Genomic DNA, 22,274 nt, shown 5'->3' with positions numbered 1-22,274 from the left:
CGGACCGCCATGGGCTGTGAAAACGTATTCACGTCCATGAAATCGTACTCACGACGCTACGTCAACCCCTAAATGTGATATTTGACACATTAGTTTTGTCCCATGAGACTGGCACGGCATGAGAGCGGAGAAGCCGTGGGGCAGCTGCTCTATTGCCCCTCGAGTGCCCTTTAAGAGTTTTTTTAGGTATCACAAGCGGTATGCACCCCGCTATTGATCCTCATCCATTGCGTGCTGAGAGAAGAAGACAATGGTTAATATTGATAGTTCTGTCACGGACGGTCCGACGACGCATCAGGAAGTGAAGGACGAGCAATTAGATCCGAAGGCGAAAAAGGCTGCGCATGGCGCGTTTTCTGGCTTCTTTATCGACATGTACGACATTTATCTGCCTGTTGTCGCCCTGGGACCGGCAATGGTGTATTTTCTGTCGCCGAACATGCCCGCGAGTCAGGTCGTCATCGTCACGTCACTGATCTTCGTCTCGACATTGCTGGGGCGCCCAATCGGAGCACTGATCGGCGGACGCTTTGCTGATCGTCTCGGTCGGAAGATAGTCAATATCGTTGCGGTCTCTGGCTACGGGTTCATGAGCTTCGCGATGGCTGCCATGCCTGGTTACGAGACTTGGGGGATTCTCGCTGTCGTTCTGTTCATCGTGCTCCGCCTTGTTGACGGGATCTTCGTGGGAGCGTCATATTCATCTGCGAGTCCACTCGCCATGGAGCGCCTGCCTAAGAAGAAGCGCGGCACGTGGGGGGCCTACATCATGTTGGGGTTCCCTCTGGCGTTCGTTGCCATCTCTGCTCTTACCCTCGTCATGTTGCAGATCGCTCCCGCTGATGGCCTCGGTTCGCCGTATGTCCAGTGGGGCTGGAGGATTCCCTTCATCATTGGTGGGCTCATAGCAGTGGCGTATGTCTGGTGGTATGCCGTCAACGTAGAAGAATCCGAAGTATTCGCCAAGGGAGGTGGCACTAAGTCACCGCTGAAAACTTTGTTCGGCAGCAAGCGGAGTATCAAGGCATTCGCCCAGGTCTTTGTCTTGATGAGCGGCTTCTGGCTGACCCTCAACACAGTGACTGCAATACTGCCTGGGCTGTTGCAGAACGTGGTCGGGCTGACCTCCACGCAGGTCACGATCCTTCTCTGCATCACATTCTTGTTCCTGGGGGTTGGCTACATGGTTGCGGGCAAGATCAGCCAGCGGGTGGGACGACGCCCGTTCTTGATCCTGTCAGGACTAGGTGCGGCTATCCCGGGGGCCGGGCTCTACTACTGGCTGCTGACTTCGCCACCCAGCTCGTTCCTCGGGGTCATCATCCTGGTCGGCGCCATGGTCTGGATCATCGTTTGGTTCTGGGGTCTGGCGACCACCTACTTGAACGAGCGCTTCCAAACCGGGGTTCGGGCGACTGGGTTCGGTCTCGGATACAGCCTCGCCGTCATTCCGCCATCCTTCTACGCCTTCTATCAGGTGGGCCTGGAATCCTTCATGCCTCTGGATCTCACAGTGCTGCCTCTGTTGGTCATTGGTGGATTGCTGGTCTCAGTGGGCGCGCTCATGGGCCCAGAGACGAGGGATGTGGATTTCGAACCTGGCCTTGACTTCGATCCTGAAACGAAAGGGACAGCGGTTGTCTGAATGGAAACTATGCGAGCAGTAACTATTGATCCCGACGCAGATGGTGCCCCGGAGGCACTCGTACCGACGACCGTTCCACGACCGAGTCCAGGGGAGGGAGAGGTGTTGATCGAGGTCGTCACCGCGGGGGTGAATCGTGCCGATGTCATGCAGCGCCACGGCGTGTATCCACCACCGCCGGGGGCCAGTGAGCTGCCAGGCTTGGAAGCCAGTGGCCGGATCGTGGCGTTGGGACCGGGTCTTGAGAGCGCCAGCTTGGGTATCGGTGACGAGGTATGTGCGTTGCTGTCCGGGGGTGGTTATGCAGAGTTTGTAGCAGTCCCTATCGGTCAGGTACTTCCTGTGCCGGAGGGCATGTCCGTATCGAATGCGGCCGCACTGCCCGAGGTTGGATGCACGGTATGGAGCAACCTGGTCCTGGAGGCGGGACTACGGGAGGGCGAAACCGTTCTGATCCATGGCGGTTCCAGTGGTATCGGCACGATGGCGATCCAAGTGGCTGCATCCCTCGGAGCCCACGTGATCGTGACTGCCGGATCGGCCGAGAAGCTAAAGGCGTGTTCAGAACTGGGCGCGGAGGTGCTGATCAACTATCGCGAGCAGAACTTCGCAGAGGCGGTCCTGTCCGCGACAGAAGGCAGGGGAGTGGACGTCATCCTCGACGTGGTAGGGGCAACCTACTTGGAATCGAACGTACGAGTCCTAGCTCCTGATGGACGATTAGTCGTCATTGGGCTACTCGGCGGCCGCGTCGGAGAGGTTGACCTGGGAGCTTTGCTCGCAAAACGAGGCAGCATCCTAGCGACATCACTGCGCAGCCGCTCACCGGAAGCCAAGGCGAAGATCGTCAGTGAGGCGAAGAAGCATCTATGGCCGAGTTTTAACTCGGATAGCCCGCGCCCTATCCGGTCGATCATTCAGTCCCGCTACCCTTTAGAAGAGGCTCTGAAGGCTCACCGCGAAATGGAAGCGAGCACCCATATCGGGAAAATCCTCCTAGATGTGTGATTCCGAGCCAGCCATCATTGGTTCAAACCGCACATAAGCTGCCCGGTGTTCGGGACAAGGTAGACAGGTGGGCCTCGGGGCCCAAATTCTGAGGACCCACCTGTCTCCCCATTCCTATGCCAAATCGTCAGATTAGTTCACCCAATTTGGCTGAATTTCAGGTGCCAGCGGCCTCCTCGACTCACAGCAGCCACAGTTATTCCACTGGCCTCACGCGCTAGCCGCTGAAACACGGTCCTGGGATTACCCCACTCTCCCATTCCTTATATCGACTGCGATTCGAGACTGTCTGTGCTACCCAATTCACGACGGAGGTGGCTCCCGCCCGCGGTCACGCTTTTCCTTATCGGCTGGGGAGCTAATCAGTTCGCTTCGATGCTGACGTTTTACCAGGGTAATTTCGGATTCTCACGATTAACCGTGACTTTGATGTTAAGCGTGTATATATTTGGGCTCGTGCCCGCGCTGTTGATCAGTGGAGGATGGTCGGATAAGTACGGTCGCAAACGAATAACTTTCATTGCATTACTCGTGGCCGTCTTTGGAAGTGTGGCAATGGTTATCGGGGCTTGGTGGTCTCCCTGGATATTTCCAGGTCGACTACTCTCCGGCGTGGCGACTGGAATAGCGATGGCTGCCACCACGAGTTGGATCAAGGAGCTTTCACAACCACCGTGGGACGCAGCAGCTGACGTCACCTCCGGTGCTAGACGAGCCTCCCTGTTTGTCACGGGAGGATTCTTCACGGGGCCCGTTGTCAGTGGTCTGTTGGCAGCATACGCACCCGCCCCGGCGGTGATTCCCTACGGAACCCATATTGCCTTGTGCATTCCGCTTATATTTCTGCTTCTACAATCGCCGGAAACTCGTGCGACCCAGCGAGGCGTCCCAAGAACCCATGACAGAGATCGACAACTTTGGGCCTATGTGCGCGCTCCATCGAGATTCCGAACGGTGATCCTTCCGGCCGCCCCCTGGGCCTTTGGATCAGGAACGATCGGCTTTGCAGTGGTACCACAATTACTGATATCTCCAAGCAGCCCCATATTGCACTCGACGCTGTCAGTAGGACTGACGATGGGATGCGGTGTCGCAGTACAGTCGCTGGGTAGAAAGATCGATACGCCAACGTCGGCCAGGTCCATCATCATTGCTCTGATCGTGAGTTTTGTCGGACTGATTTTCGCTCTAATGGCTGCTTTGCTTCAGATCACGATGATCGGATTTATTGCTAGTGGAGTCCTGGGTTGCGGATACGGTTTACTGCTGGTGTCTGGTGCACTTGAGACTCAACGCTTGTCAGCTCCACAACACCTCGGGGAAGCTATGGGGAAGTTTTACGCCCTTGCATATACCGGATTTCTAGCTCCAAGTATAATATCGTTATTCGCGCTTGAGTATAGTGATACGACAATTATTATCATATTACTGCTTATTTCGGCGTCTACTATCACCTACATATCGCTAAACTCTAGAAACAATCTGTAGATCACTTTGATAGTTGACCTAATTAGGCCGCGGTACATGATTGACGTAGCTACTCACACTATTTTACTCCAGCACTCTAACGAAAATAGCCAAGACCTTCGGGACATGTCATCAGGCAGCGGTGAGTGGGGGAGACCACTCGTGCGTCGTAGCCACGAAACCCGATGCTAGCCACGTTGTCGTGGGTCGGCTATGAGTGCGGCAGGCCCATAGGGCATCTAGGCCGAGAAGGAGCTCACGTACTACGAAGATCGCGAGAAAGTTTTCTCTACTCGTAGACCATCCGAGAGTCGCTAGCCCCTCGAGTTGAGCGGAATGCACCCAATAATTCCCCTAATAGACAACTCGTTGATCCTTGAGCAGCCGAATGGGGCCCAGCCGCCCAGGGGCTGACAAGCGATTCCAGTTCTGAGCATGTTCCCGCTCTCCACCCGCACAACCGTAGATACTGGAATAAAGGAATACCGTCTCTCACGACAGCAGGGCGCGCAGGCTAGTGGCAACCGAGACTAGGCACCCCGGAAGCCAACCTGACATCAAGATTGACCTTCGGCCAGCAGTCAGCGGGGGAGACCCCCATCGACTGTCTTGGTGACGACACCAGGGATAGTCACGTTGCAATGGGTGAAGGTTAGTCTGCGTTTTGGATGAGGGCTCGTGAAAAGAGCGGTAGCCCGGAGGTCTCGAGTCCTTCGCAGTATTGGGACCAGGTTATGGCCGGATTCTTCATGTCCCGCACGATCTGCTGCGCGACGTCCATGACGGCCTCTGGACTCAGATCGAGCTGGTCCAGGAGAAAATCATCTGGGGTCGAGACACTGATTTCATAAGGCTTCACCGCAGAAAGTGGAAAGTCTTTCTTATTGTCCGTGACGACCAGCTCCGCATTGGCCCTGACCGCTGCGGCCAGGACATGCCGGTCTTTCTCATGGTTCGTCATCGCTGGGATGAGCCCTTCATAGTCTTTGACCATCGCATCAGGGAAGTGAGACCTCATGGCATCGACGCGACGTCGAGCCGAGGTGGGGTCAAGACCGATGGCGGCGATCAGATTGCGCAGCGAAGGTCACCCGGCCCTAGAGTCCCGGTCTTAGCGACTGCGATGCACAGGTGCCGCCCCTGATTGGGATCGCCACGAGGAAACTACCAATCGCTTTAAGCGACAAGTGGTTCTGTTTGCGTCACGCTTTACTACCTATGGGTGTACTATGGGCACATGACTAAACATGATGACCTGCTTGCGCCACTGGGTTCCGATGGCGTGCTTGCGGGCATCCTTTGGGCTTTCCTTTCGGCCACAAGTCGCGTCCGCGAAGACTACTCGGAGGCCGCGGGCCACGACACAACTTGGGTCGGAATCAGCCGGTTCACGCTATACCGGGATCGGCTCGATCGGGTGTTCTCGTGCGGCAAGTACGCGGTCGCAGGAGATACGGACGGACAGGTGGGCCTCGATATCCTCCACGCTGAACTAACCGAACGCGATGTTGTTAGTTTTCCGAAACTCGCACCAGGCCTGGTGACCCGAGCTGACCTCAACGGCAGCCCAGGTTGGTCTCATAACGGGACTAGGTGGCTCCTCGCGTCGGCGGCGTTCGGCAAGCTCGACGAGCTCCCTTGGTCGCAAAAGAGCGAGACGAAACAGCGCGTCGCTCAGCAGCCGACTGACGAATCGGAAGTGCCGACGTTGTTCGACGAGCTCCCAAGCGAAGACCAGCCCAACCTGACTATGCAAGTCGATGTCCACCAACTCGACCGACACACATTGGTCGTTGGGCACTCCCTGGACGTCGAGCACGGTCGACACGAACTAGTTATAGGACAGCCCCGCTTGAACACGGGTGGCGGTTCCGCGTGGTATTGGAAACACGACCTCCTGCAGGGTCCGCAATCGGATGGAGAACGCCTGCAACCGAGCACGTCCGCACCTGTGGTTCCAGACCTGACGCCTGATGCCCCGGTCAGGCTCCGCCGCCCCACGATCGAGCAACCGAACCCCAGACAGGCGGAGCGTTGAGCGACAATGGCCGTAGCGCGAGCGCAGCCGCGTTCTTTGATGGCGCACGACTGACCATGGCGCGACACCTGGCGGGGTTGCGCAAGACAGATCTCGCGGCGCTCATCAACAAAAGCCCAACGGCTGTATCGGCATGGGAAACGGGCGCCAAGATGCCAACGGCGACAACAGTCGCGCAACTCGCTTTGGGGCTTTCTGTCGATCCGGGCTTCTTTTCCGCGCGCCCGAACGATGTCGCGAAGGCCAGTGCCCTCCCACATTTCCGATCACTGCGATCAACGAGCCAACTCGCGCGTGACCAGGCCTTCGCCTTCGGACAAATCGCCCTTGACGTCGCCGAGTCGCTAGAACGTCATGTCGAGCTGCCTGGCATCGACCTACTATCTCGACCTGTCGAATTAGACGAACCCGAAAACGAGGGGCCCGAGCAGGCTGCGAGAGAAATACGCGACGCCTGGGACTTCGGTCGAGGGCCGGCTGGCCATCTAGTGCGCGCGTGCGAAAATCACGGAGTACTCGTCGTATTCAGCCCGAACCAGACGGCCATGGTGGATGCCTACTCATTCAACAGCCGTTTGCGTCCCGTGGTAGTGCTAAACCCCTCCAAGCGGGACTACTACCGTCAGCGTTTCGACGTTGCCCACGAACTGGGCCACCTGATCATGCACAGCGACGCGGAGCCGGGTGGACGAGTCGTCGAAGAGCAGGCCCACAGATTCGCATCAGAGTTGCTGATGCCCGCGGACGAGATAGTTCACCTACTTCCTGCTTTTATGAACCGTGGGGCCTGGGTCACTCTGGCAAAACTCAAAGAAGAGTGGGGAGTCAGCATCCAGGCCCTTCTTTTCCGCGCACGACGTCTCGGCCGGCTCAGCGACGTCTCCTACCGCAACGCAATGGTCACTCTGTCAAAGCGGGGCTGGCGGCGCGACGAGCCTGGCCTCGTTAAAGCTATCGAGCAGCCTTCGCTGCTCGCACGAGCGGTCCAGCTACTTGACGATGAGGGTATCGAAGAATCGACGCTCATCGAGCAGTGCCGAGTGCCAGCCAAGCTTTTCCAATCAGTCATAGCACGCACTCCACAGCGTCTCTCGCCGCATCCGTTCGGCGCGGACCAGGCCGCCCCTGATAGCCGAAAGGTCGTGTCCCTTTTGCCACGCCTGTCCGCGGAGACCACGAAACAAGACGGTCGGTAGAGACTGAACCACACTGGGATTCTTGGAGACTCTGGTCTGTCCCGGGTTTTGTGGTGTCGAGATTTCCTGGTTCTCATGCCGCATCGATGATCCGATCCCGCAACGACGCATTGGTCGGGACTGACCCAAGTTCCAAGAGAAGCCTGTCATCCCGACCAAGCGCTGGCCTGGCATATTCAGCACCAGCGTATTCCCCTGGACCTCGTCATCAGTAGGGGAGTCACCGCCCCATCGGGGCGTGCTGTTGTTCAGGGATCAGCGCTGCGGTTCTTGATGTAGTCCGTAAAGAGCGCCCCGGCGTCGCGGCGGTGCCGGTTGGTCACGGAGTGACTGTAATTGAACGCGTCGGCCACCACCGGTGCAGGCATTTCTAAGACCAGTGCCCGCAGTGAAGCGTTGCGAGCCCCTCGCAGGTCAATCCAGCGGTCACGCAGACGATTCATGATCGTGCCTTGGTGTAGATGCTGCCCCGGCCGAGCGCCGGGAAAGAGCCAGCTGTTCTGCCGATGCGCGGCAGTGTTCATATTCGGCAACGCGGTCAGATGCGCGCGCACGACGGTATCGAAGGGTGATGGGATCACGAGACGATCATCAGTGAAGGACACGGTCAATCGCCCTTCGCTGTCGTGGATCTGCTCTAGATCCATGCACGAGATGCGGGTCAGCGGTTGGCCGTAGAGCAACAGGAACAGTGCCGCGATTCGGGCCGCGCCCAGGTTCTCTGCCAATGGGTCGGTGAGAGTTTCGATGTGCCCCAGGCGCTGAGCCTGACTGATGACAGGCGAGGAGTGGGCGGTGCGGTAGGGGAAGTCCACCGCCGGCAGGTGCCCGTGCTGGGCGGCCCAGCGGATAAAGCCTCGGGCGAGGCTGCGGGTCGTGGGCCCGCCAGCCAACCAATCATCTACGTCGTGCTGGGTGCACTCCTGCGGACTGCGCCCGCGGGTCCGGAGGTGTTGAAGGAAGCCGATGGCCATAGTGGTGGACTGTCTCGCGGCCAGGAAGGTGCCTGTCTTGAGCTTCCCGGTGTTCTCAAGATGACGCATCCGGTGAAGGTGGACCCAGCGGGCATATTGGTTGATCAATCGCGCATCCTGGGCGGCCAGGGCGCCGGTCTTGGCCTCGATCCAGGACTGGAAGCGTTCGATGTCCAGGTTCACCGGCTCCAACAGCTGATATTCGATGCACAGCGCCCGCAGAAAGGCGACCTTCGCGGGGTAGGGGTGGTTCTGGAAGGTTTCGTGCGCCAGCCGCTTACGTCCCTGAGCGATCTCACCCAGCAGCTGGGCGGCGTGGCGATTCACGGCCAGCCATGTCCGAGCGCTGCGGGCGTGTCTCTGTCCGATCAGAGCATCAAAGAGCGGTTGCAGCGGTGCGGCGATGGCTCCGGTGCCATCATCGAAGAGGTCGGTGAGCTCTTCGGCCAGGCAGCAGTGTGCGCAGATCCCGTCGCGCACCGCTTCGTCCTCGCGGCCACATCGGGGGCAGCGGAAATCGTGGGCGATGCCGGTGCAGTCGGTGCAGGCTGGGGCGCCGTCGAGCAGGCCGGGCAAGAGTCTGTGCTCGGCGCAGCCGGGGCAGATGCCGCGCAGGCGAGTGGCCTGCTGATAACAGCGGCGGCAGATGCGTCCCTCGGGCCACATGGTGGCGAACTTGACTCCGGCGCGGTCACAGCGGGCGCAGGCGCCGCAGGACACTGGTCGGCTCATAAGACTCAGCTCATTCGGGCCGGTGGATCCGAGCTCGTGTCGGGCGAATCGCGCCCTTATTCACCGCACCGGCCTCAGTGCCACTCAGGCAATCACGTGTCGGCACTGCAACGACGGTCATGGGGCAGAGCTGCTCGAAGGTGCAGTCCAGGGCATCAAGTAACGCACCGAGTAAGGCCAGGTTCATCCGCTCCGGGGTGTCACCGATAAGCCGGTAGATCTGGGACGAGGAGAGACTCACGCCGCGGTCCTCCAGATGGGGGATGATGTCCGAGATGTTGTACATCCCGCGCGCGGCCATCAGTTCCCGCAGCCGCCAGGTGTATTCCACGTGCCGTTTCATCGTTGAGGACTCCTCATCAGTTCTCAGTGTCCTTGCGGTTCAGGGCAGCCTGGATCGTGCGCTCGATCGCGTCATTGACCACCCGAGCGCGGTAGTCGGGGGAGTGGCCGGTATAGATAGATGTGGTCGAGGCGTGGGCGTGGCCGACCTGTTGTTGGATGAAGAACGCGTCATAGCCGAGTTCGACCATATGAGTCACGTAGGACCGGCGCAGTGAGTGAAAGTCCAGGGCCTCCTCGAGCCCGGCTGCGCGCTTGACCTCGTTGAACCCTCGGCTGAGTGAATCCGCAGCGATCACCGCGGTGCCACGTTCACTGGGCCACAGCTGAGTCGACCCCGGCGGGGCGTAGAGCGGTCGCACTTCATCAATCCACTGCTGCACACAGTCGACCGCCCAGCCGAACTCCGGCACCGTCAACACGCTGCGACGCTTCGGCGGTGACCCGCGCATCGCCTTGCCGTGGCGAACGTAGACGATCCCAGCCTCACCGAACTGTGGCGCCAGTGGGTTGGCAGCGAAATCAACCAGATCCAAGTTTCGGACCTCGTTTCGGCGCAGCCCCCAGGCATAGGCGACCTTCATGATCGTCGCGGTCCGAAACGCAGGAATCCAGCCCTTGGACCCGGCCCTCCGGATCCTCAGCACCCGCTCGTCGGCGCAGTCGAAGGGGTCCTCGAGCTCGTCACGGGTATAGGGGCGCTTACCAGGAGAGCCCACCGCGTCCTGTGCGTGGCGAGCAGTGTTCCACTCGTGGAAGACCTGCGCTGGGTGATCACTAAAACGATCCCAACACAGCTCACCCCACCCGTAGGCGGGATCGGTCAGGTACTCCAAGAACATCCGCAACGCGTTCTGATAGCCCAACACCGTCGAGCGGGCCGCCCCCTTGAGCGCGCGAAGCTCCAGGAAGAACTCATCGACAGTGCCTGCAGTCCACTGCCAGGGGTAGCAATCGGCGAACTGACGGAACCGCACCACCGTGGCTCGCCGGGTCTCGATCGTGGTGGCCGAGAGGTTACGGGCCGATTGCTGCGCGGCCCAGCCCTGCAGCATCGCGATCCACACCGTTTCGGCCTCATTGAGCACACGTGCGCCGGTGCGCAGCGTCTCCGGCACAGCACCGTCAGGCTCCCACCGATGCATTCCCATAATGTGCGAAATAATCGCATGAAACGCGAATCGCGGTCAACGTTTGAGAAACCACCACGTCAGATCCGTATCGTTTATCGGAGTCCGTGACACCGGACGGCTGGAAACTGGACAGCGCCGGTATGACGACGATCTCCGGCCTGACATAGAGGGGGAGCCGTTGCGGCTGTCGTATTCGCATCTGATGCGAACATGTCAGGCTCAACCTGACATAAGATAGATTATCGGCATATCGGGTGTGATTACGCATGTGTTTGAGCCATTGATATCGAATGGTCAGTGTGGGATGCTCAATGTCATGTCGTTCACAGCACCTGAGCCCGCCGACCGGCGGGCTCACCGCAAATCCGTCGAGCTTGCCGATACTGAACTGGTGTACGAGCTGCGAGAGCTACTGGGTTTCCAGCTCGTGGCAGACATCGGTCCAGTCAAAGAAACTCGAGCGGTGCGCCAGTGGGTGGAGGGCGAACGCAAGCCTTCCGCGGCGACCATGAGACGTCTCCGCGGTGCGTACTTGGTTGCAGCGATTCTCCATGAGAACTATCCGGCAACAGTAGTCCGGGCATGGTTCTCCGGGCTAAATCCAGACCTGGGTGACTCAACTCCAGCGGTAATCCTTCGTAGCGGGCCACCTGAGCAATCGGGGCCTGCTGTTTTGGCCGCTGCACGTGCGTTTATCGCCGCAGACCAGTCTGAGGAACAAGGCCCCTAGGAGCATCATCGCGCGAGCACCCCGCCCCGCCGGCCAGTGGTAGCGCTTCAAGGACGCCAGGTTTGCGCGCCTGACACACTGATCCTCGGACTTCTCCCGCGCGTCCTGGAGGGTCCAACAGCCCGCTGGACAAAGACTGACTAGGCAGGCCCCGGGACGACAAGGCCGTAGCGCTTTTATGCTGCCCTGCTCCGAGACGAACAGACTCGAGTCAGGTGGACCGAGTCGAGGGCTCGTCAAGAGCTGGTTTCGTAACTTTCGTAAGACAGCTACAATCGGAGCTACTGAACCTGAGGAGGTCCCCATGAGTGCACTACAGAAACCCCATGCAAGCGTGTCCTCTGTAGCCATCACCGAGAGTGAGACCGCCGCTCAGGTCCTTAGTTTCCTCGATGCGCATGAGACGCGACATGGCGCCTTGCCTTCGCCTCGCTATTTCCTCTCTGGCGCTGACGAACACGACCGAATTGAGCTCACTGAGCAGATGCATCAGATGCTCAGGGGAATCGCAGATGCCCTCTCTAGGGGTCACTCAGTCAGTGTTCTGGCTCGGGAACAAGAGATCACGACGCAACAGGCTGCTGAAGTGCTCGGCCTGAGTCGCCCCACCGTGGTGAAGCTCATCGATGAGGGCGAACTCGACGCCTCGATTCCTGGGAAGAATCGCCGAAAGCTGAAGCTGAAAGACGTTCTGCGGTACCGAGATGAACTGAAGACTCGACGCAGCGACTTTATCGCCGAGTCGGCGGTCGCCTACGACGATGTCGACGAGGACCAGGTCTCCGAACTTCTAGACCAGGCGAAGAGAGTCCAGTAAGCCCCCTCGAGCACCAGGTCGATGGGATACTGAGGCGCATGTACCGTGCCGTTCTAGATACGTGCGCCTTAGTCCCCGGCCTCCAGCGGGATTTCCTTCTACAACTGGCGGCCGAACAGACCTACTCGCCGCTCTGGGGTACCGGGATACTTCATGAGTTGGACTACGTCCTCGAGAGGTTAGACGCCGCACGAGAAGTCCCGGATAGCGAAGCCCGCCGACGTCATCTTTTTACTCAGATGCAGCGTGCATTCCCGGGGGCATGCATTGAAGCCCCCAAGAATGGGGACTACAGCCACTATCAACTGCTGGATCCTGATGATGGCCACGTCGCCCACGCGGCCATCATGGGAAAGGCTGACGCCATAGTCACTGATGATCGACGAGCAGGATTCGATATATCTCCCACACTGGCTTCTGCTCAGGTCGAGGTCCTGCGACCTCAGACTTTTGCCGCTAACACCGTCGTTGCTCACCTCGAGGCAGGAGCCCGGGCGCTCCATGCTCTTGCGAACAGGTCCACCGCTCCCCCGCGAACACCCCAACAGATCCTTCATCTACTAGCAGCCAAACATCAGATGACTGAGGTCGCTGAACTACTGGACGACTTGGCCTGAGGCCTCCCAGGTTGCATGTCGACCACATGTGACGACCGAGGCTAGGCCCGTGAGAACGAAATATACCGACTAACGATTCGTCAGGAGACTGAACTGACATGAGCAACCGGGCAGGCAGGCGCAATCAGCCAGGGAATGGGGAAACCGGCTGGGTCATTCTCGGCGGATTTCTCGCCGTGGTGTTGCTGCTGGTGACCGGCTGGTGGGGCGCTGCGCTGATTGATCCTGGAATCACCGACCCTGCCGGTGGCAATGACCCGTTCACGATCATCGGTGGTCAGATCACGGGCGCGCTGCCGGTCACGGCGGCGCAGCTCGTCATGTTCGCCACTATCGTCTTCGGTGTCCTGGTCCTGGTGGGGCTGTTGGTCTTTGCAGCGGTGCGCCAGCGCGGGAAGTCCTCGCGGGTCGATCACCTGGCGCGGTCTATGTCGCGGCCGAAGGATCTCAGCGGGCTCGGAATGAAGTCTCAGACGGCTGACGCGGAACGTCTGAAAGCTTCCAACGCGTCACCGGGGGTGCCGCTGGCGCGTGCAGTGGCGAACAACAAGGAGCTGCGCGCCTCGTGGGAGTGGGTGCAGACCTGGATCATGGGGCCTCGTGCGGGTAAGACCTCGTGCGTGTGCGTGCCTCAGATCGTAGAGACCAACGGGCCGGTGTTGGCGACCTCGAATAAGCGAGACATTGTGGATCTCACGCGCGGCCCGCGCCTGGCCAAGGGCCGGGTGTGGGTCCACGATCCGCAAGACATTATTGGCGAGGAACCGTCCTGGTTCTGGAACCCGCTGAGCTTCGTCAAAGACATGGAGACGGCCCAGAAACTCGCGGACGTGTTCATCACCTCCGAGACCTCGGCCGGGGCCTCCCAGGACGCCTATTTCACCTCTGACGGTAAGCGTCTGCTCTCTCACCTTCTGCTCTCGGCCGCGCTGTCCTCGCGACCGATCACGGACGTGTTCACCTGGGCCAATGATCCCGATGACCCGACTCCCCGGACTGCGCTGCGCAAGGCCGGCAGTCCCAACTACGCGGATGCGCTGGGGCAGATCATGCAGCTCACCCCGAAGCAGCGCGACGGCGTCTATGGCACCGTGCGCCCATGGGTCTCGGTCCTCGGGGATGAACGGGTGATGCCGTGGCTGCGCGATCCTATGCTGCCTGGCGTGGTCGAGTTCGATCACGAAGAGTTCTCCAAGACCACGGACACGCTTTATCTGATCTCGCGTGAGGGTGGCGGATCTGCTCGGGCGATCACGGCTGCGTTGGTCATGGCCACGCTGACGACTGCGGAGAAGCGCGCTGGCCGGCTGCCTGGTGGCCGGCTTTCCCCGCCGGTCATGGCTGTTCTTGATGAAGCCGCGAACGTGGTCCGGTGGCGTGAGCTGCCGGACCTGTACTCGCACTATGGTTCGCGCGGGATCGTGGTCTCAACATTCTTCCAAAGCTTCGTCCAAGGTGTGGAGGCGTTCGGCAAGGAAGGGATGCGCAAGCTCTGGTCCTCAGCCAATATCCGGGTGGCCGGCTCAGGGCTCTCTGAGGATGAGTTTCTGCCGTTCCTCTCCCAGCTCGTGGGCGAACGTGACGTGATCAAGCGGCAGACCAGCAGCGCACAGCGCGGCCGGTCTACCTCGACGTCGATCCAGCGTGAACGAATCCTGGACGTGGCCGATCTTGCGGGACTGCCCTCGGGGCGAGCGTTGCTGTTCAGCTCCGGCCAACCTGCCGCGCTGATAAAGCTCGAACACTTCACTGCGAAGCCCTATGCCAAGGACGTGGAGGGCTCCCAGGAGCGCTACGAGGCGATGTTGCCTAACCAATAGTGGACATAGATCCGTGCAGACTGGCCCTATGAGCGAAATTCTGACGGACCCAAGGTCGATAGCAACCATGGCTGCTGCACTTGCTGCGATAGCCGCCGCCATCGCGGCCTTTATTTCCCTGCCGTTCACCGCTCGTGCCGCGAATGCTGCGGTGGCGCAAACGCGCCTCCAGAAAGAGATTGCTGAACAGGCGATGCAGCCTAACCTTTGGGTGGACTGTCAACCGGATACTAAGCAAGGCGGTCTGCTCCAGCTTGTTCTCACCAATGAAGGACCCACTGTGGCGCGAAACGTAAAAGTCACCATCGACCCTCCTCTGCCCATCCCCGATCATCAGTCAGGGAAGTACTCGCGAGTCGCACAGGAGAGGTTGGCAGCGGGAATAAGCTCAATCGCGCCGGGGCGGTCCATTGAGTGGTCTCTAGGCGTCGCCCACGAGATACTGGGTTCCGCTGAGTCCCAGGTACACACGTTCCAGCTCACGGCCGAAGGGCCCTACGGTGACGTTGATCCTCTGGAATTCCGTGTCGACCTGTCCGAGTGGCGGGAGTCCCGTGACGCGCCGACCGGGAGCCTTCACCTGGTCCGCACGTCTGTCGACAAGATAGCTGCCGAGCTCGAGAAGATCAGGAAGTCTCGGACCTAGGCTCAGCATTAATGTTTCCATCTGCGCGTGGCCACGGTGCCCACCCCTCCGAGAGGCTTCGAAGGGTAGGGGTTGCAGCTTTGAGACGTTGAGCCGGAATGTCTTGTGCTCGGGTCCGCCCTGACTCCGCGCCCTCAGGGTAGGTGAATGCGTGCTCGACCCACGGCCGGAAGCCGCGCTCGATCGTCTCGCGATAGTGCCCGGTGACGACAGCGAGCACCTGGCTTTCCAGTTCGTCTGCTTCCAGGTTCCAGGTGGAATCGCAGGCATCACACCCACATACCGGGTAGTGGAAGTCGTGCAGCAGACCGGCATGCACGAAGATGCCGGGGTATGACGTGAACACGAACGTCAGGGTCGCGCACCTCGGATTCTTCGGCTGAATCCGTACTGCCCGCAAAGCCTGTGGTGCCGGATAGATCAGATCCTTTGAAGGTTCCTCACCCTTGGTGATTTCGACGTCGTAGGTATCCGCCAGATACGTGATGAGGGCTTCAGCAACCATGTGGAGTGGTGCGAACCGCTGCGGGTGCGTGTCTACCGAGTATGAATCTTCCAGGGGTGGTCCGTTCCACCGGTTCCCGTAGTTGATGACCTGCCCGTCACTGTCGTAGAAGACTGGCGCCTCAACTGAGGGCCGCACGTAAGCATCCATCTCCTCATTCTCGCGCACTAGTTCTCGCGGGGGTCGCCTTCCTCGCGGAACCATCCTCGGGGCGTGGGTGTGGTCTCCCAGGCCGGGGGCACGGTGTTGCTTTCGACCTCGGGGGGCTTTGTATGGAGGTTCCAGAACGGCCCGTCAGCGGCGGTGAGCTGGTCCATGATCGGGTAGAGGTAATCGCGGTAGAACACCGCGATTCCTGTCCCTGGTTCCAGACGTAGATGCTCCCAGGCTTGCCAGAGTGCTTCGAGTGCGCCGCCTACCTCTTCGTAGTGCCACCAGTTCGGGTCCCAGCGGCGCTTGCTGCCGCCTAGCTCGCGCCGGTAGTGCGGCAGTAGCCAGCCGTTTACCCATGCGCCAGCGTTGGGGTAGGCCAGTGTCGGCGTTTCGTCCTCGGCGGTCTCTTCGTCCGCTGTGGCCGGCACCGGTTCGGTGGCCTCGACCGCTGGTGATTCCGCGGGCTCGTCTGGCTCGGGGATCTCTAGGTCGGGGGCGAAAGCGCTGGTGTCGCTCATCGAGAGATCACCTGATCCTTGCTCTGGGTCTTCACGGCTCCGCGTGCCGGGGTGGGTCCGGTGTTTCCCTTCCCGGTGACGGCTTTCTGCGCCGACATGGGGAAGCCTTGGGCCTGGCGCTGACGCACCGCGACCAGGGCGGGATCGAGCTTCTGGATCTCGTTAAGCTCCTGCTTGCTGACTCGCGCATAGGGCTGCGGCTGCCGGCCTCCCGTGGCTTCCTCGGCGCGGGTGTGCTCGTAGTCCTGGTTGACCTCTGAGCCAGCCCGGTCAGCGGCGGCAAGGTTCGCGGTCTCTGAGGTCTTGGCCTCGGCGGCGCGGTCCTCGGCCGCGTTGACCTCTGCACCGTTCTGGGTCTTACCGGCCTCGGCCGGCGCGGCTGCCTCTGACTGCTCGGCCGACTGCTCGGCCTCGTTCTCCAGGGTCGGTGTTTCGACCTCGGGGGTAGTGGTTTCACGCTGCGCGTCGATGCGTCCCTGGTCCGCTTCGGCGTCGGAGCGTGCCCGGGTGAAGTAATCATCGAGGGCATCGCGCAGCGCGTGGTGTCGATCCTCCAAGGAGTTCGGATGATCGCGGTTCATCTGCTCGACGTTGATCCCGAAATCATTGCGCAGCACATCGGCGGTGTGCATGGCTGCCATGCGCGCGTCGGGCTGGGTGCGTCCAAGGTGTGAGGCCACGGTCATGTGGTCAGCGATGTTCTCACTCGACGCGGTACGCCAGAATTCGCGGCTGTAGACCTCCTGGCGCAGCCCGGAAGCTAACTGTGCTTCCGTGCGCTGCACGTTGGCCTGTTCGGCAGCGCGCTGCTGTGACTCGACCTGGTGGCGACGGGTAGACGCCTCGCTGGCTTGCATCGCGGAGCCGGTGAGCGTGCGCGCGAGAATGGCGACACTCTCAGTGATCTCTGATTCTTCGTTCTCGGCCATGCTTCTACCTTCCGTAGTGGATTAGCGTCCGTGTCCCCGGTCAGCAATGCCACTTTGGGGGCGATGAACACTCATGGGGGTTCGTGTAGGTGGTTCCTTCGTCGGCGCGGCGACCGTGCTGCTCGCGGTCTCCTTTTGCACCCGGATAATCTCGGCCCGGATGATCCGATCTGCCTGGGCCAGAACCGGCAAGGTCGCGGCGGTAAGCTGCGGGCGGCTGCTGGCCAGTTTGTCATCGGTCATGGCCCGGGCCAGCCGGTTCGCTTGCTGCAAGACAGCGAGCCAACTGCGTGCAGAGTTCTTTGAAGCGAACCGCCCGCCCAGTCGTATCGCGTGGGCGGCGTTGCCGCCTCCCTGAGCGGCGCGCGCGTAGTTCTCCGAGAGCTGGTGGAACACTCCCGGCTTGTCGCGCTCCATCGACATAGAGACTCGGGCGTAGATGTTCGCCAGCGCATCGGGGGCGGTGTTGCCGCCCATAAGCTGCTGCGCTCGGCGCGGCTCGAAATCGTGGACCTTACTCGCGCGGTCTGGCTGCACGATGGAGCCGGAATGAATGCCGCGTAGGAGACGATCTGCACCCTCTTTGCCCTCGCCGTTGAACCGGGCGCTGATGTAGGGCCAACCTAGCGTGCGGTCGATCTTCGAGGGCGCATAGTAGATCGTCGGCTGACCTGATCCCTTCTCAGGGGCAAGGCCGACTCGGTAGCCCACGACGTGATCTGTGGAGCCCTTGGCGAAGCGTGGAGCCACGCGCACGCCTGAGTCCATGAGGCGCTGCACGTACTCGTGCTGATTCGATGATGTGGCCAGGGCTGAGCGCATCCGGCGGCGCAGCTCCACCGGGGCCGGCATCGCCTGGTTGTTGCGCTGCGCAGTGGTGCGCTCGGCCGGCTTATCTCCGGCGAGACCGCGACTCTTGTCCCTGGATTCGAGCACTACGAGACCGTGCTTCTTCTCGATCTCTCCGACGACTTTCTGTGACCGGCGCTTATCAAAGTGAACGTCTGCTTTGGTGCCGTCCTCGCGGACCATCTGCACGGCGATATGAATGTGGTCATTGCCGTTCTTGGACACTCCGTGGTGAATGGCAGCCCACCGGGAAGTCTTTGCGCCGTCCGGGTCGATGAAACCCATGCCCTCTACAAAGTCCTGCGCGATCTCAGCCCACTTCTCATCGCTGAGCTTTCCCTCATCCGCTTTCAGGGCAAGCGAGCAATGCCAGACGTGAGCGTCCTTGTGGCCGGTCGTCACGTACTGCGAGGTTTCCTGGTCGAACTCTTTCACTGGCACCTGAACGGTCGTGCCGTGCTGCTTGCGTGGAGCGTCAAGAACATTAGCGATATCCAGCGCATCATCGCGGCTAAGTGCCTTGCCTGGTTCAACGGCGAAGGTCACCAAGTCATGTCCAGCGATGAGGCGCTGATCGGTGTGCTCGTTGGCTCGACCTGGACCGGCAAGGTACATGACGAGTCCAGCCATGCGACCACCTTGCGTGACGTTAGGCATCATGTGGCATCGGCCTCTTCGGGCGAGACTGCCAGGCTCGGCAGCGCGTCACTGATCTCGTTCATCACGGCGCGGACTCGGGCCAGTGAGTGAGTCAGCTCCGCGCTGATCTCCTTGGTGACGGCTTCCTCGACGTTGGCGCGACGGGCGAGCTGATTGATGTTGTTGCCGACTGCGGCAAGAGATCCTTGGATCTGATGCAGCCGGGTGCTCAGTTCGTGGCGCTCCGCCACGGACATGCCGCGCTCTCGGGACAGCGCAGATTCCTTCAGGAATCGCGCGGGCGTCATGCCGGCCTGGGAAGCTGCGAAGTAGAGGGCGTTGTCCTCGAACTCGGTCAGCTTCACCTCACGACGGATCGGGCGACCGCCCTTGGCGTTCGCTTGCCGCATCCGTCCTGCCATGAAACTCACCGCCCTTCCGCCCAGTGCAACGACGCTTGAACCCTATGGGTTCAAGGGTGCCACAGGCCCAGCGCAGCGACAAGGGCCGAAAGCCAGTTAGCCGTGCTAACTCTACAGCTTGCTCCGACCGGGACACCTTATGTGGGTCTTTGGACGCTCCTACGTGCGAACCTGAAAAGACAAGCGTTCTTTTCGCAGGGGAAGCTTACGGACTCCGCAGAACCGGTAAAGCCTTCCGACCGGCTTTCGCGGCATATCCTCACTCAATCGCTGCGCTCAATCGCTCCGGTATTCCACGGACCACTCTCCAGGCTTGACCGAACCTGCTCCACCCGATGTTCGGCAGTTGCCGAAAAGAACGGTGACCAAGCAAACCAGGAGGTAACCATGTCCCGGATCATCACTCCCAGCGAAGTAGCAGAACAGCTCGACGTCTCAGAAGAAGATCTCGCATACTGGCGCAGTCTCGGACTCGGGCCGGTCTGGTTGACCATCAAACCCGACACGATTAGATACGTGGATTCCACGGTGCATCAGTGGATCATCGGGCAGGTTAAGGACCCTGAGACCACTCTCAGGGTCAGCAGCTCTGACGTTGTAGTTGCGCCCCTTCAAAAGGAACGGCTACCAGACGTAGACTCATCGGTATGAGTGAACTGACACCAGCACAGCGCCACGTTCTGGACGAAGCCAAGAAGGTCAACGAAGAGCGCATGTCCGCCGTTGAAGATCTCGCCAAAGCCGTTGCGCGGCGGGTAGATCTTGAACACGAACTCAACGAAGCAAAGAAGGAAGAGAAGCGACTTATGGCCGCTGCCGAAAAGCAGGGTTGGACACGCGCTCAGGTCACCAAGTTTGCGAAGCCACCGAAGAGTGCCGCACGCAAGACGGGCGACACTGAGAGCGATACGCGGGAGCGCGTGAACTACGAAATGACGCACAACTAGAGGTCGCTTCGACACTCCGGACGAGAAGGTGCCACCGGATTCTGAACGGGTCCCTGGTGGCACCTTCTTCTGTACCAACTGGCTCAGGGTCGCGTCTGAAAACCGCCAGTTATTCCTTCCTGAATGCGATGAGATTGAAAAGACTTAAATGCCTTCGATCATCAACTCAGGAGCGCCTGTTCAGTGTCTACCGCAACAATCCCTCGTTTGCTGCCTTTGCAGTTCGCTGCCCTCGCCCTGACCTGGGGATCAAGTTTCCTGTTCATGCGAATAGGACTCGATGGTCTCTCACCCATCCAAGTCGTAGTCGTGCGTATGACACTAGGATCACTGACACTCCTGGGCCTATGTCTCGCCATGCGGATCAAGCTTCCCAGAGAGCCTAGAACTTGGGCTCACATCTCGGTGGTATCAGTTCTCCTGTGCGTCATTCCCTTCACGCTCTTCGCATGGGCCACACAACACATACCCTCGGGTCTCGCGAGCATCTACAACGCCACGACTCCCCTGATGACTTTGCTCGTCACTTTGGTGGCGCTCCGATCAGAACGTCCCCATCGATTCCAGCTTCTGGGTCTTGGAATCGGACTCGTGGGACTGATGATGGTCCTCGCTCCCTGGCAGATCGACGACGACCTCAACAGTCCAAGCTTCACGGCCCAACTCGCATGCTTGACGGCAACAGTGAGCTACGGAATAGCCTTCGTATACCTAAGGAAATTCGTCTCTCCCTTGGGAGTGGCTGCAGTCTCAGTCGCGACGATCCAAGTGAGTGTTGGCGCAGCACTTCTACTGGTCACTGTGCCCTTCATGGATTGGAACGGCCTCACGCTCTCCCCCTCGGTGGTTTCCAGCATGGTGGCCCTAGGTGTCTTTGGAACTGGACTGGCCTACATCTGGAATACCAACATCGTGGCGGGTTGGGGTGCCACTGTGGCATCGAGTGTCACGTATCTGAGTCCAGTCATTGGCGTAGCCCTCGGCGCCCTCATCCTGTCCGAAACGATCACGTGGAACCAGCCCATAGGCGCAGCTGTTGTCATTACCGGCATTATTCTCAGTCGCAGAACACCCGCAGAATCATCTATGGGATCTCTCCATCCGTCTCATCGAGCCCACTGAGAGCCTTCGTTGAGCGAAACATCCTCGAAAGTAGGGTCGGCGGGGAGCGCGAGGGGCGGCAGCCCCTCGCCGGTTTGCACCGCTCGATGCGGTGCATACCGATACCGCGCTAGAATCAAAGAAGAGGCCCGTACCTAGCTAGTTTGGATAGCTAGGTCCGGGCCTCTCTCTGTGTGTTGCTTAGGCTGCTGCTTCGACCTGCTCGGCGGTCTCGGTCAATGCCTCGTAGATGATGTGTGAGGCTTTCAGAACGTGGGCGGCGGTGCTGCGTATTATCTTGGTGTCACCCTGCGCCCAACCTGCGATATACCCAATGGTGTAACTGCTGGTGTCCAGTCCGAACATTCCCGCGACGACGTAGGCGACGCTCTCGGCCTCGGTCTCCTTCTGGCCTCGATGCTCGACGTACTCGCTGAGGTCCTGGTCAGCGTGCAGCACAACGTGTGCGGCCTCGTGAATCATCGTCTTAGCGCGTTGGGCCGGTGAAAGCTTGTCGGAAATAATGACCTTGCGTAGCTCGGGGCTGGTCATGCCGTTAGTCTCACCGCCGATAGTCTCCGTGGTGACGGTCCATCCCTCATCGGTGAGCCACTTCTCCACGGCGTCTGCGATGCCGTCGGCGTCTTCACCTTCGAGGCGGTGCGCGATCACTCCGGCGTTGGCCTTGTCCTCATCTATTATCTCGGTCTGCGAGATATCGAACACTGACAGCGGCGGGAAGTACTCGATATAGCGTTCTTCGGTCTCGCCCTTGGCGTTCTCTTCTTCGAGCTTCTTCTTGGCGTAGCCAAGGATGCGGATACCCTTCTCGCCGCGCTTCACGCTGCGGCCGCGAGTCTGCCAGCTTCGGAACCCTGCGATGCGCGAGGCTTCCGGCATCTGCGCCATGACGAGCAAAATGTTGTTCACGCTGTAGGTGGCATGACCCCCTAATTTCGGTCCACGAGTTATGAGAGTCGCACTAGCGCCCGACGCTCCGGGCAGGAAAACTGGTGTGACCATGACAAGCAAGAGAAGACGCCATA

General features: G+C 60.0%; 22 protein-coding genes. 12 read left to right on the top strand and 10 right to left on the bottom strand.

The features are described 5' to 3' along the window. The first annotated feature begins 250 nt into the window (after nt 1–250). The 3 genes from I2487_RS11295 to I2487_RS15860 all read left to right on the top strand — a co-directional run bounded on the left by I2487_RS11295 (nt 251) and on the right by I2487_RS15860 (nt 4,141). Nucleotides 251–1,645 (top strand): MFS transporter, encoded by a 1,395-nt coding sequence (locus I2487_RS11295; RefSeq protein ID WP_207169453.1) that lies wholly within the window; start codon nt 251–253, stop codon nt 1,643–1,645. 9 nt (nt 1,646–1,654) lie between these two features. After that, nucleotides 1,655–2,653 (top strand): NAD(P)H-quinone oxidoreductase, encoded by a 999-nt coding sequence (locus tag I2487_RS11290; protein WP_207169454.1) that lies wholly within the window; start codon nt 1,655–1,657, stop codon nt 2,651–2,653. 291 nt (nt 2,654–2,944) lie between these two features. Then, on the top strand, nt 2,945–4,141 hold the full coding sequence (locus I2487_RS15860) for an MFS transporter (protein WP_207169455.1): 1,197 nt from the start codon (nt 2,945–2,947) through the stop codon (nt 4,139–4,141). Nucleotides 4,142–4,772: 631 nt separating this feature from the next. Here the strand turns inward: I2487_RS15860 and I2487_RS11280 are convergent. Beyond that, nucleotides 4,773–5,138: a VapC50 family PIN domain-containing toxin gene (locus I2487_RS11280; protein WP_207169456.1), complete on the bottom strand. Its 366-nt coding sequence runs from the start codon at nt 5,136–5,138 to the stop codon at nt 4,773–4,775. Nucleotides 5,139–5,357: 219 nt separating this feature from the next. On the opposite strand from I2487_RS11280, the gene I2487_RS11275 reads away from it, so the two are divergent. Then, entirely contained in the window at nt 5,358–6,158 is an 801-nt protein-coding gene (locus I2487_RS11275; protein ID WP_207169457.1) for a hypothetical protein, read from the top strand. Then, complete coding sequence (locus I2487_RS11270) at nt 6,155–7,354, top strand: helix-turn-helix domain-containing protein (RefSeq protein WP_207169458.1); 1,200 nt, start codon at nt 6,155–6,157, stop codon at nt 7,352–7,354. Before I2487_RS11275 ends, I2487_RS11270 begins: the two co-directional genes overlap by 4 nt. Before the next feature lie 248 nt (nt 7,355–7,602). On the opposite strand, the gene I2487_RS11265 is transcribed toward I2487_RS11270, so the two are convergent. Genes I2487_RS11265 through I2487_RS11255 form a run of 3 tightly spaced genes read right to left on the bottom strand, consistent with a single transcriptional unit; the run spans nt 7,603 to nt 10,553 of the window. Continuing rightward, nucleotides 7,603–9,060, bottom strand: coding sequence for a site-specific integrase (locus I2487_RS11265; protein WP_207169459.1), 1,458 nt, complete (start codon nt 9,058–9,060; stop codon nt 7,603–7,605). Between the two features lie 10 nt (nt 9,061–9,070). Further along, entirely contained in the window at nt 9,071–9,391 is a 321-nt protein-coding gene (locus tag I2487_RS11260; protein ID WP_345941410.1) for a helix-turn-helix domain-containing protein, read from the bottom strand. 28 nt (nt 9,392–9,419) lie between these two features. Then, the gene (locus I2487_RS11255) at nt 9,420–10,553 is read right to left on the bottom strand and encodes a tyrosine-type recombinase/integrase (RefSeq protein WP_207169461.1); all 1,134 of its coding nucleotides are present in this window, start codon (nt 10,551–10,553) and stop codon (nt 9,420–9,422) included. A 1,016-nt stretch (nt 10,554–11,569) separates the two neighbouring features. Between I2487_RS11255 and I2487_RS11250 the strand changes: the two genes are divergently transcribed. The 4 genes from I2487_RS11250 to I2487_RS11235 all read left to right on the top strand — a co-directional run bounded on the left by I2487_RS11250 (nt 11,570) and on the right by I2487_RS11235 (nt 15,165). Beyond that, nucleotides 11,570–12,082, top strand: coding sequence for an excisionase family DNA-binding protein (locus I2487_RS11250; RefSeq protein ID WP_207169462.1), 513 nt, complete (start codon nt 11,570–11,572; stop codon nt 12,080–12,082). Between the two features lie 38 nt (nt 12,083–12,120). Next, entirely contained in the window at nt 12,121–12,699 is a 579-nt protein-coding gene (locus I2487_RS11245; protein ID WP_207169463.1) for a PIN domain-containing protein, read from the top strand. 98 nt (nt 12,700–12,797) lie between these two features. Further along, on the top strand, nt 12,798–14,519 hold the full coding sequence (locus I2487_RS11240; protein WP_207169464.1) for a type IV secretory system conjugative DNA transfer family protein: 1,722 nt from the start codon (nt 12,798–12,800) through the stop codon (nt 14,517–14,519). A 28-nt stretch (nt 14,520–14,547) separates the two neighbouring features. Further along, nucleotides 14,548–15,165: a DUF8453 domain-containing protein gene (locus tag I2487_RS11235; RefSeq protein ID WP_207169465.1), complete on the top strand. Its 618-nt coding sequence runs from the start codon at nt 14,548–14,550 to the stop codon at nt 15,163–15,165. On the opposite strand, the gene I2487_RS11230 is transcribed toward I2487_RS11235, so the two are convergent. From I2487_RS11230 to I2487_RS11210, 5 genes are read right to left on the bottom strand one after another with little or no spacing between them, the layout of a single operon-like run. Next, a complete protein-coding gene (locus I2487_RS11230; protein ID WP_207169466.1) occupies nt 15,146–15,820 on the bottom strand; it encodes a DUF6226 family protein in 675 nt (224 codons plus the stop codon). The two genes, I2487_RS11235 and I2487_RS11230, sit on opposite strands and share 20 nt — an antisense overlap. A gap of 17 nt (nt 15,821–15,837) precedes the next feature. Beyond that, the gene (locus I2487_RS11225; RefSeq protein ID WP_207169467.1) at nt 15,838–16,341 is read right to left on the bottom strand and encodes a DUF4913 domain-containing protein; all 504 of its coding nucleotides are present in this window, start codon (nt 16,339–16,341) and stop codon (nt 15,838–15,840) included. Next, nucleotides 16,338–17,270, bottom strand: coding sequence for a hypothetical protein (locus I2487_RS11220; RefSeq protein WP_207169468.1), 933 nt, complete (start codon nt 17,268–17,270; stop codon nt 16,338–16,340). The genes I2487_RS11225 and I2487_RS11220 overlap by 4 nt, the downstream gene beginning before the upstream one ends. A gap of 21 nt (nt 17,271–17,291) precedes the next feature. Next, nucleotides 17,292–18,749 carry a relaxase/mobilization nuclease domain-containing protein gene (locus I2487_RS11215; protein WP_207169469.1) on the bottom strand — a complete coding sequence of 486 codons (1,458 nt, stop codon included), beginning with the start codon at nt 18,747–18,749 and terminating at the stop codon, nt 17,292–17,294. A 26-nt stretch (nt 18,750–18,775) separates the two neighbouring features. Next, on the bottom strand, nt 18,776–19,168 hold the full coding sequence (locus I2487_RS11210) for a plasmid mobilization protein (protein WP_207169470.1): 393 nt from the start codon (nt 19,166–19,168) through the stop codon (nt 18,776–18,778). A 399-nt stretch (nt 19,169–19,567) separates the two neighbouring features. On the opposite strand from I2487_RS11210, the gene I2487_RS11205 reads away from it, so the two are divergent. The 3 genes from I2487_RS11205 (at nt 19,568) to I2487_RS11195 (ending at nt 21,249) form a co-directional block, all read left to right on the top strand. Next, complete coding sequence (locus I2487_RS11205) at nt 19,568–19,831, top strand: hypothetical protein (protein ID WP_207169471.1); 264 nt, start codon at nt 19,568–19,570, stop codon at nt 19,829–19,831. After that, a complete protein-coding gene (locus tag I2487_RS11200) occupies nt 19,828–20,127 on the top strand; it encodes a hypothetical protein (RefSeq protein WP_207169472.1) in 300 nt (99 codons plus the stop codon). The genes I2487_RS11205 and I2487_RS11200 overlap by 4 nt, the downstream gene beginning before the upstream one ends. Nucleotides 20,128–20,310: 183 nt before the next feature. Next, nucleotides 20,311–21,249, top strand: a complete 939-nt coding sequence (locus I2487_RS11195) for a DMT family transporter (protein ID WP_345941409.1) — start codon at nt 20,311–20,313, stop codon at nt 21,247–21,249. Between the two features lie 180 nt (nt 21,250–21,429). On the opposite strand, the gene I2487_RS11190 is transcribed toward I2487_RS11195, so the two are convergent. Beyond that, a partial coding sequence (locus I2487_RS11190) for an ArdC-like ssDNA-binding domain-containing protein (protein ID WP_207173050.1) occupies nt 21,430–22,274 on the bottom strand: 845 nt, incomplete at its 5' end.

Origin of the sequence: Nesterenkonia sp. E16_10 (assembly GCF_017347085.1) — a bacterium.
GTDB lineage: Bacteria > Actinomycetota > Actinomycetes > Actinomycetales > Micrococcaceae > Nesterenkonia.
This window is presented reverse-complemented; position numbering and strand designations above follow the sequence as displayed.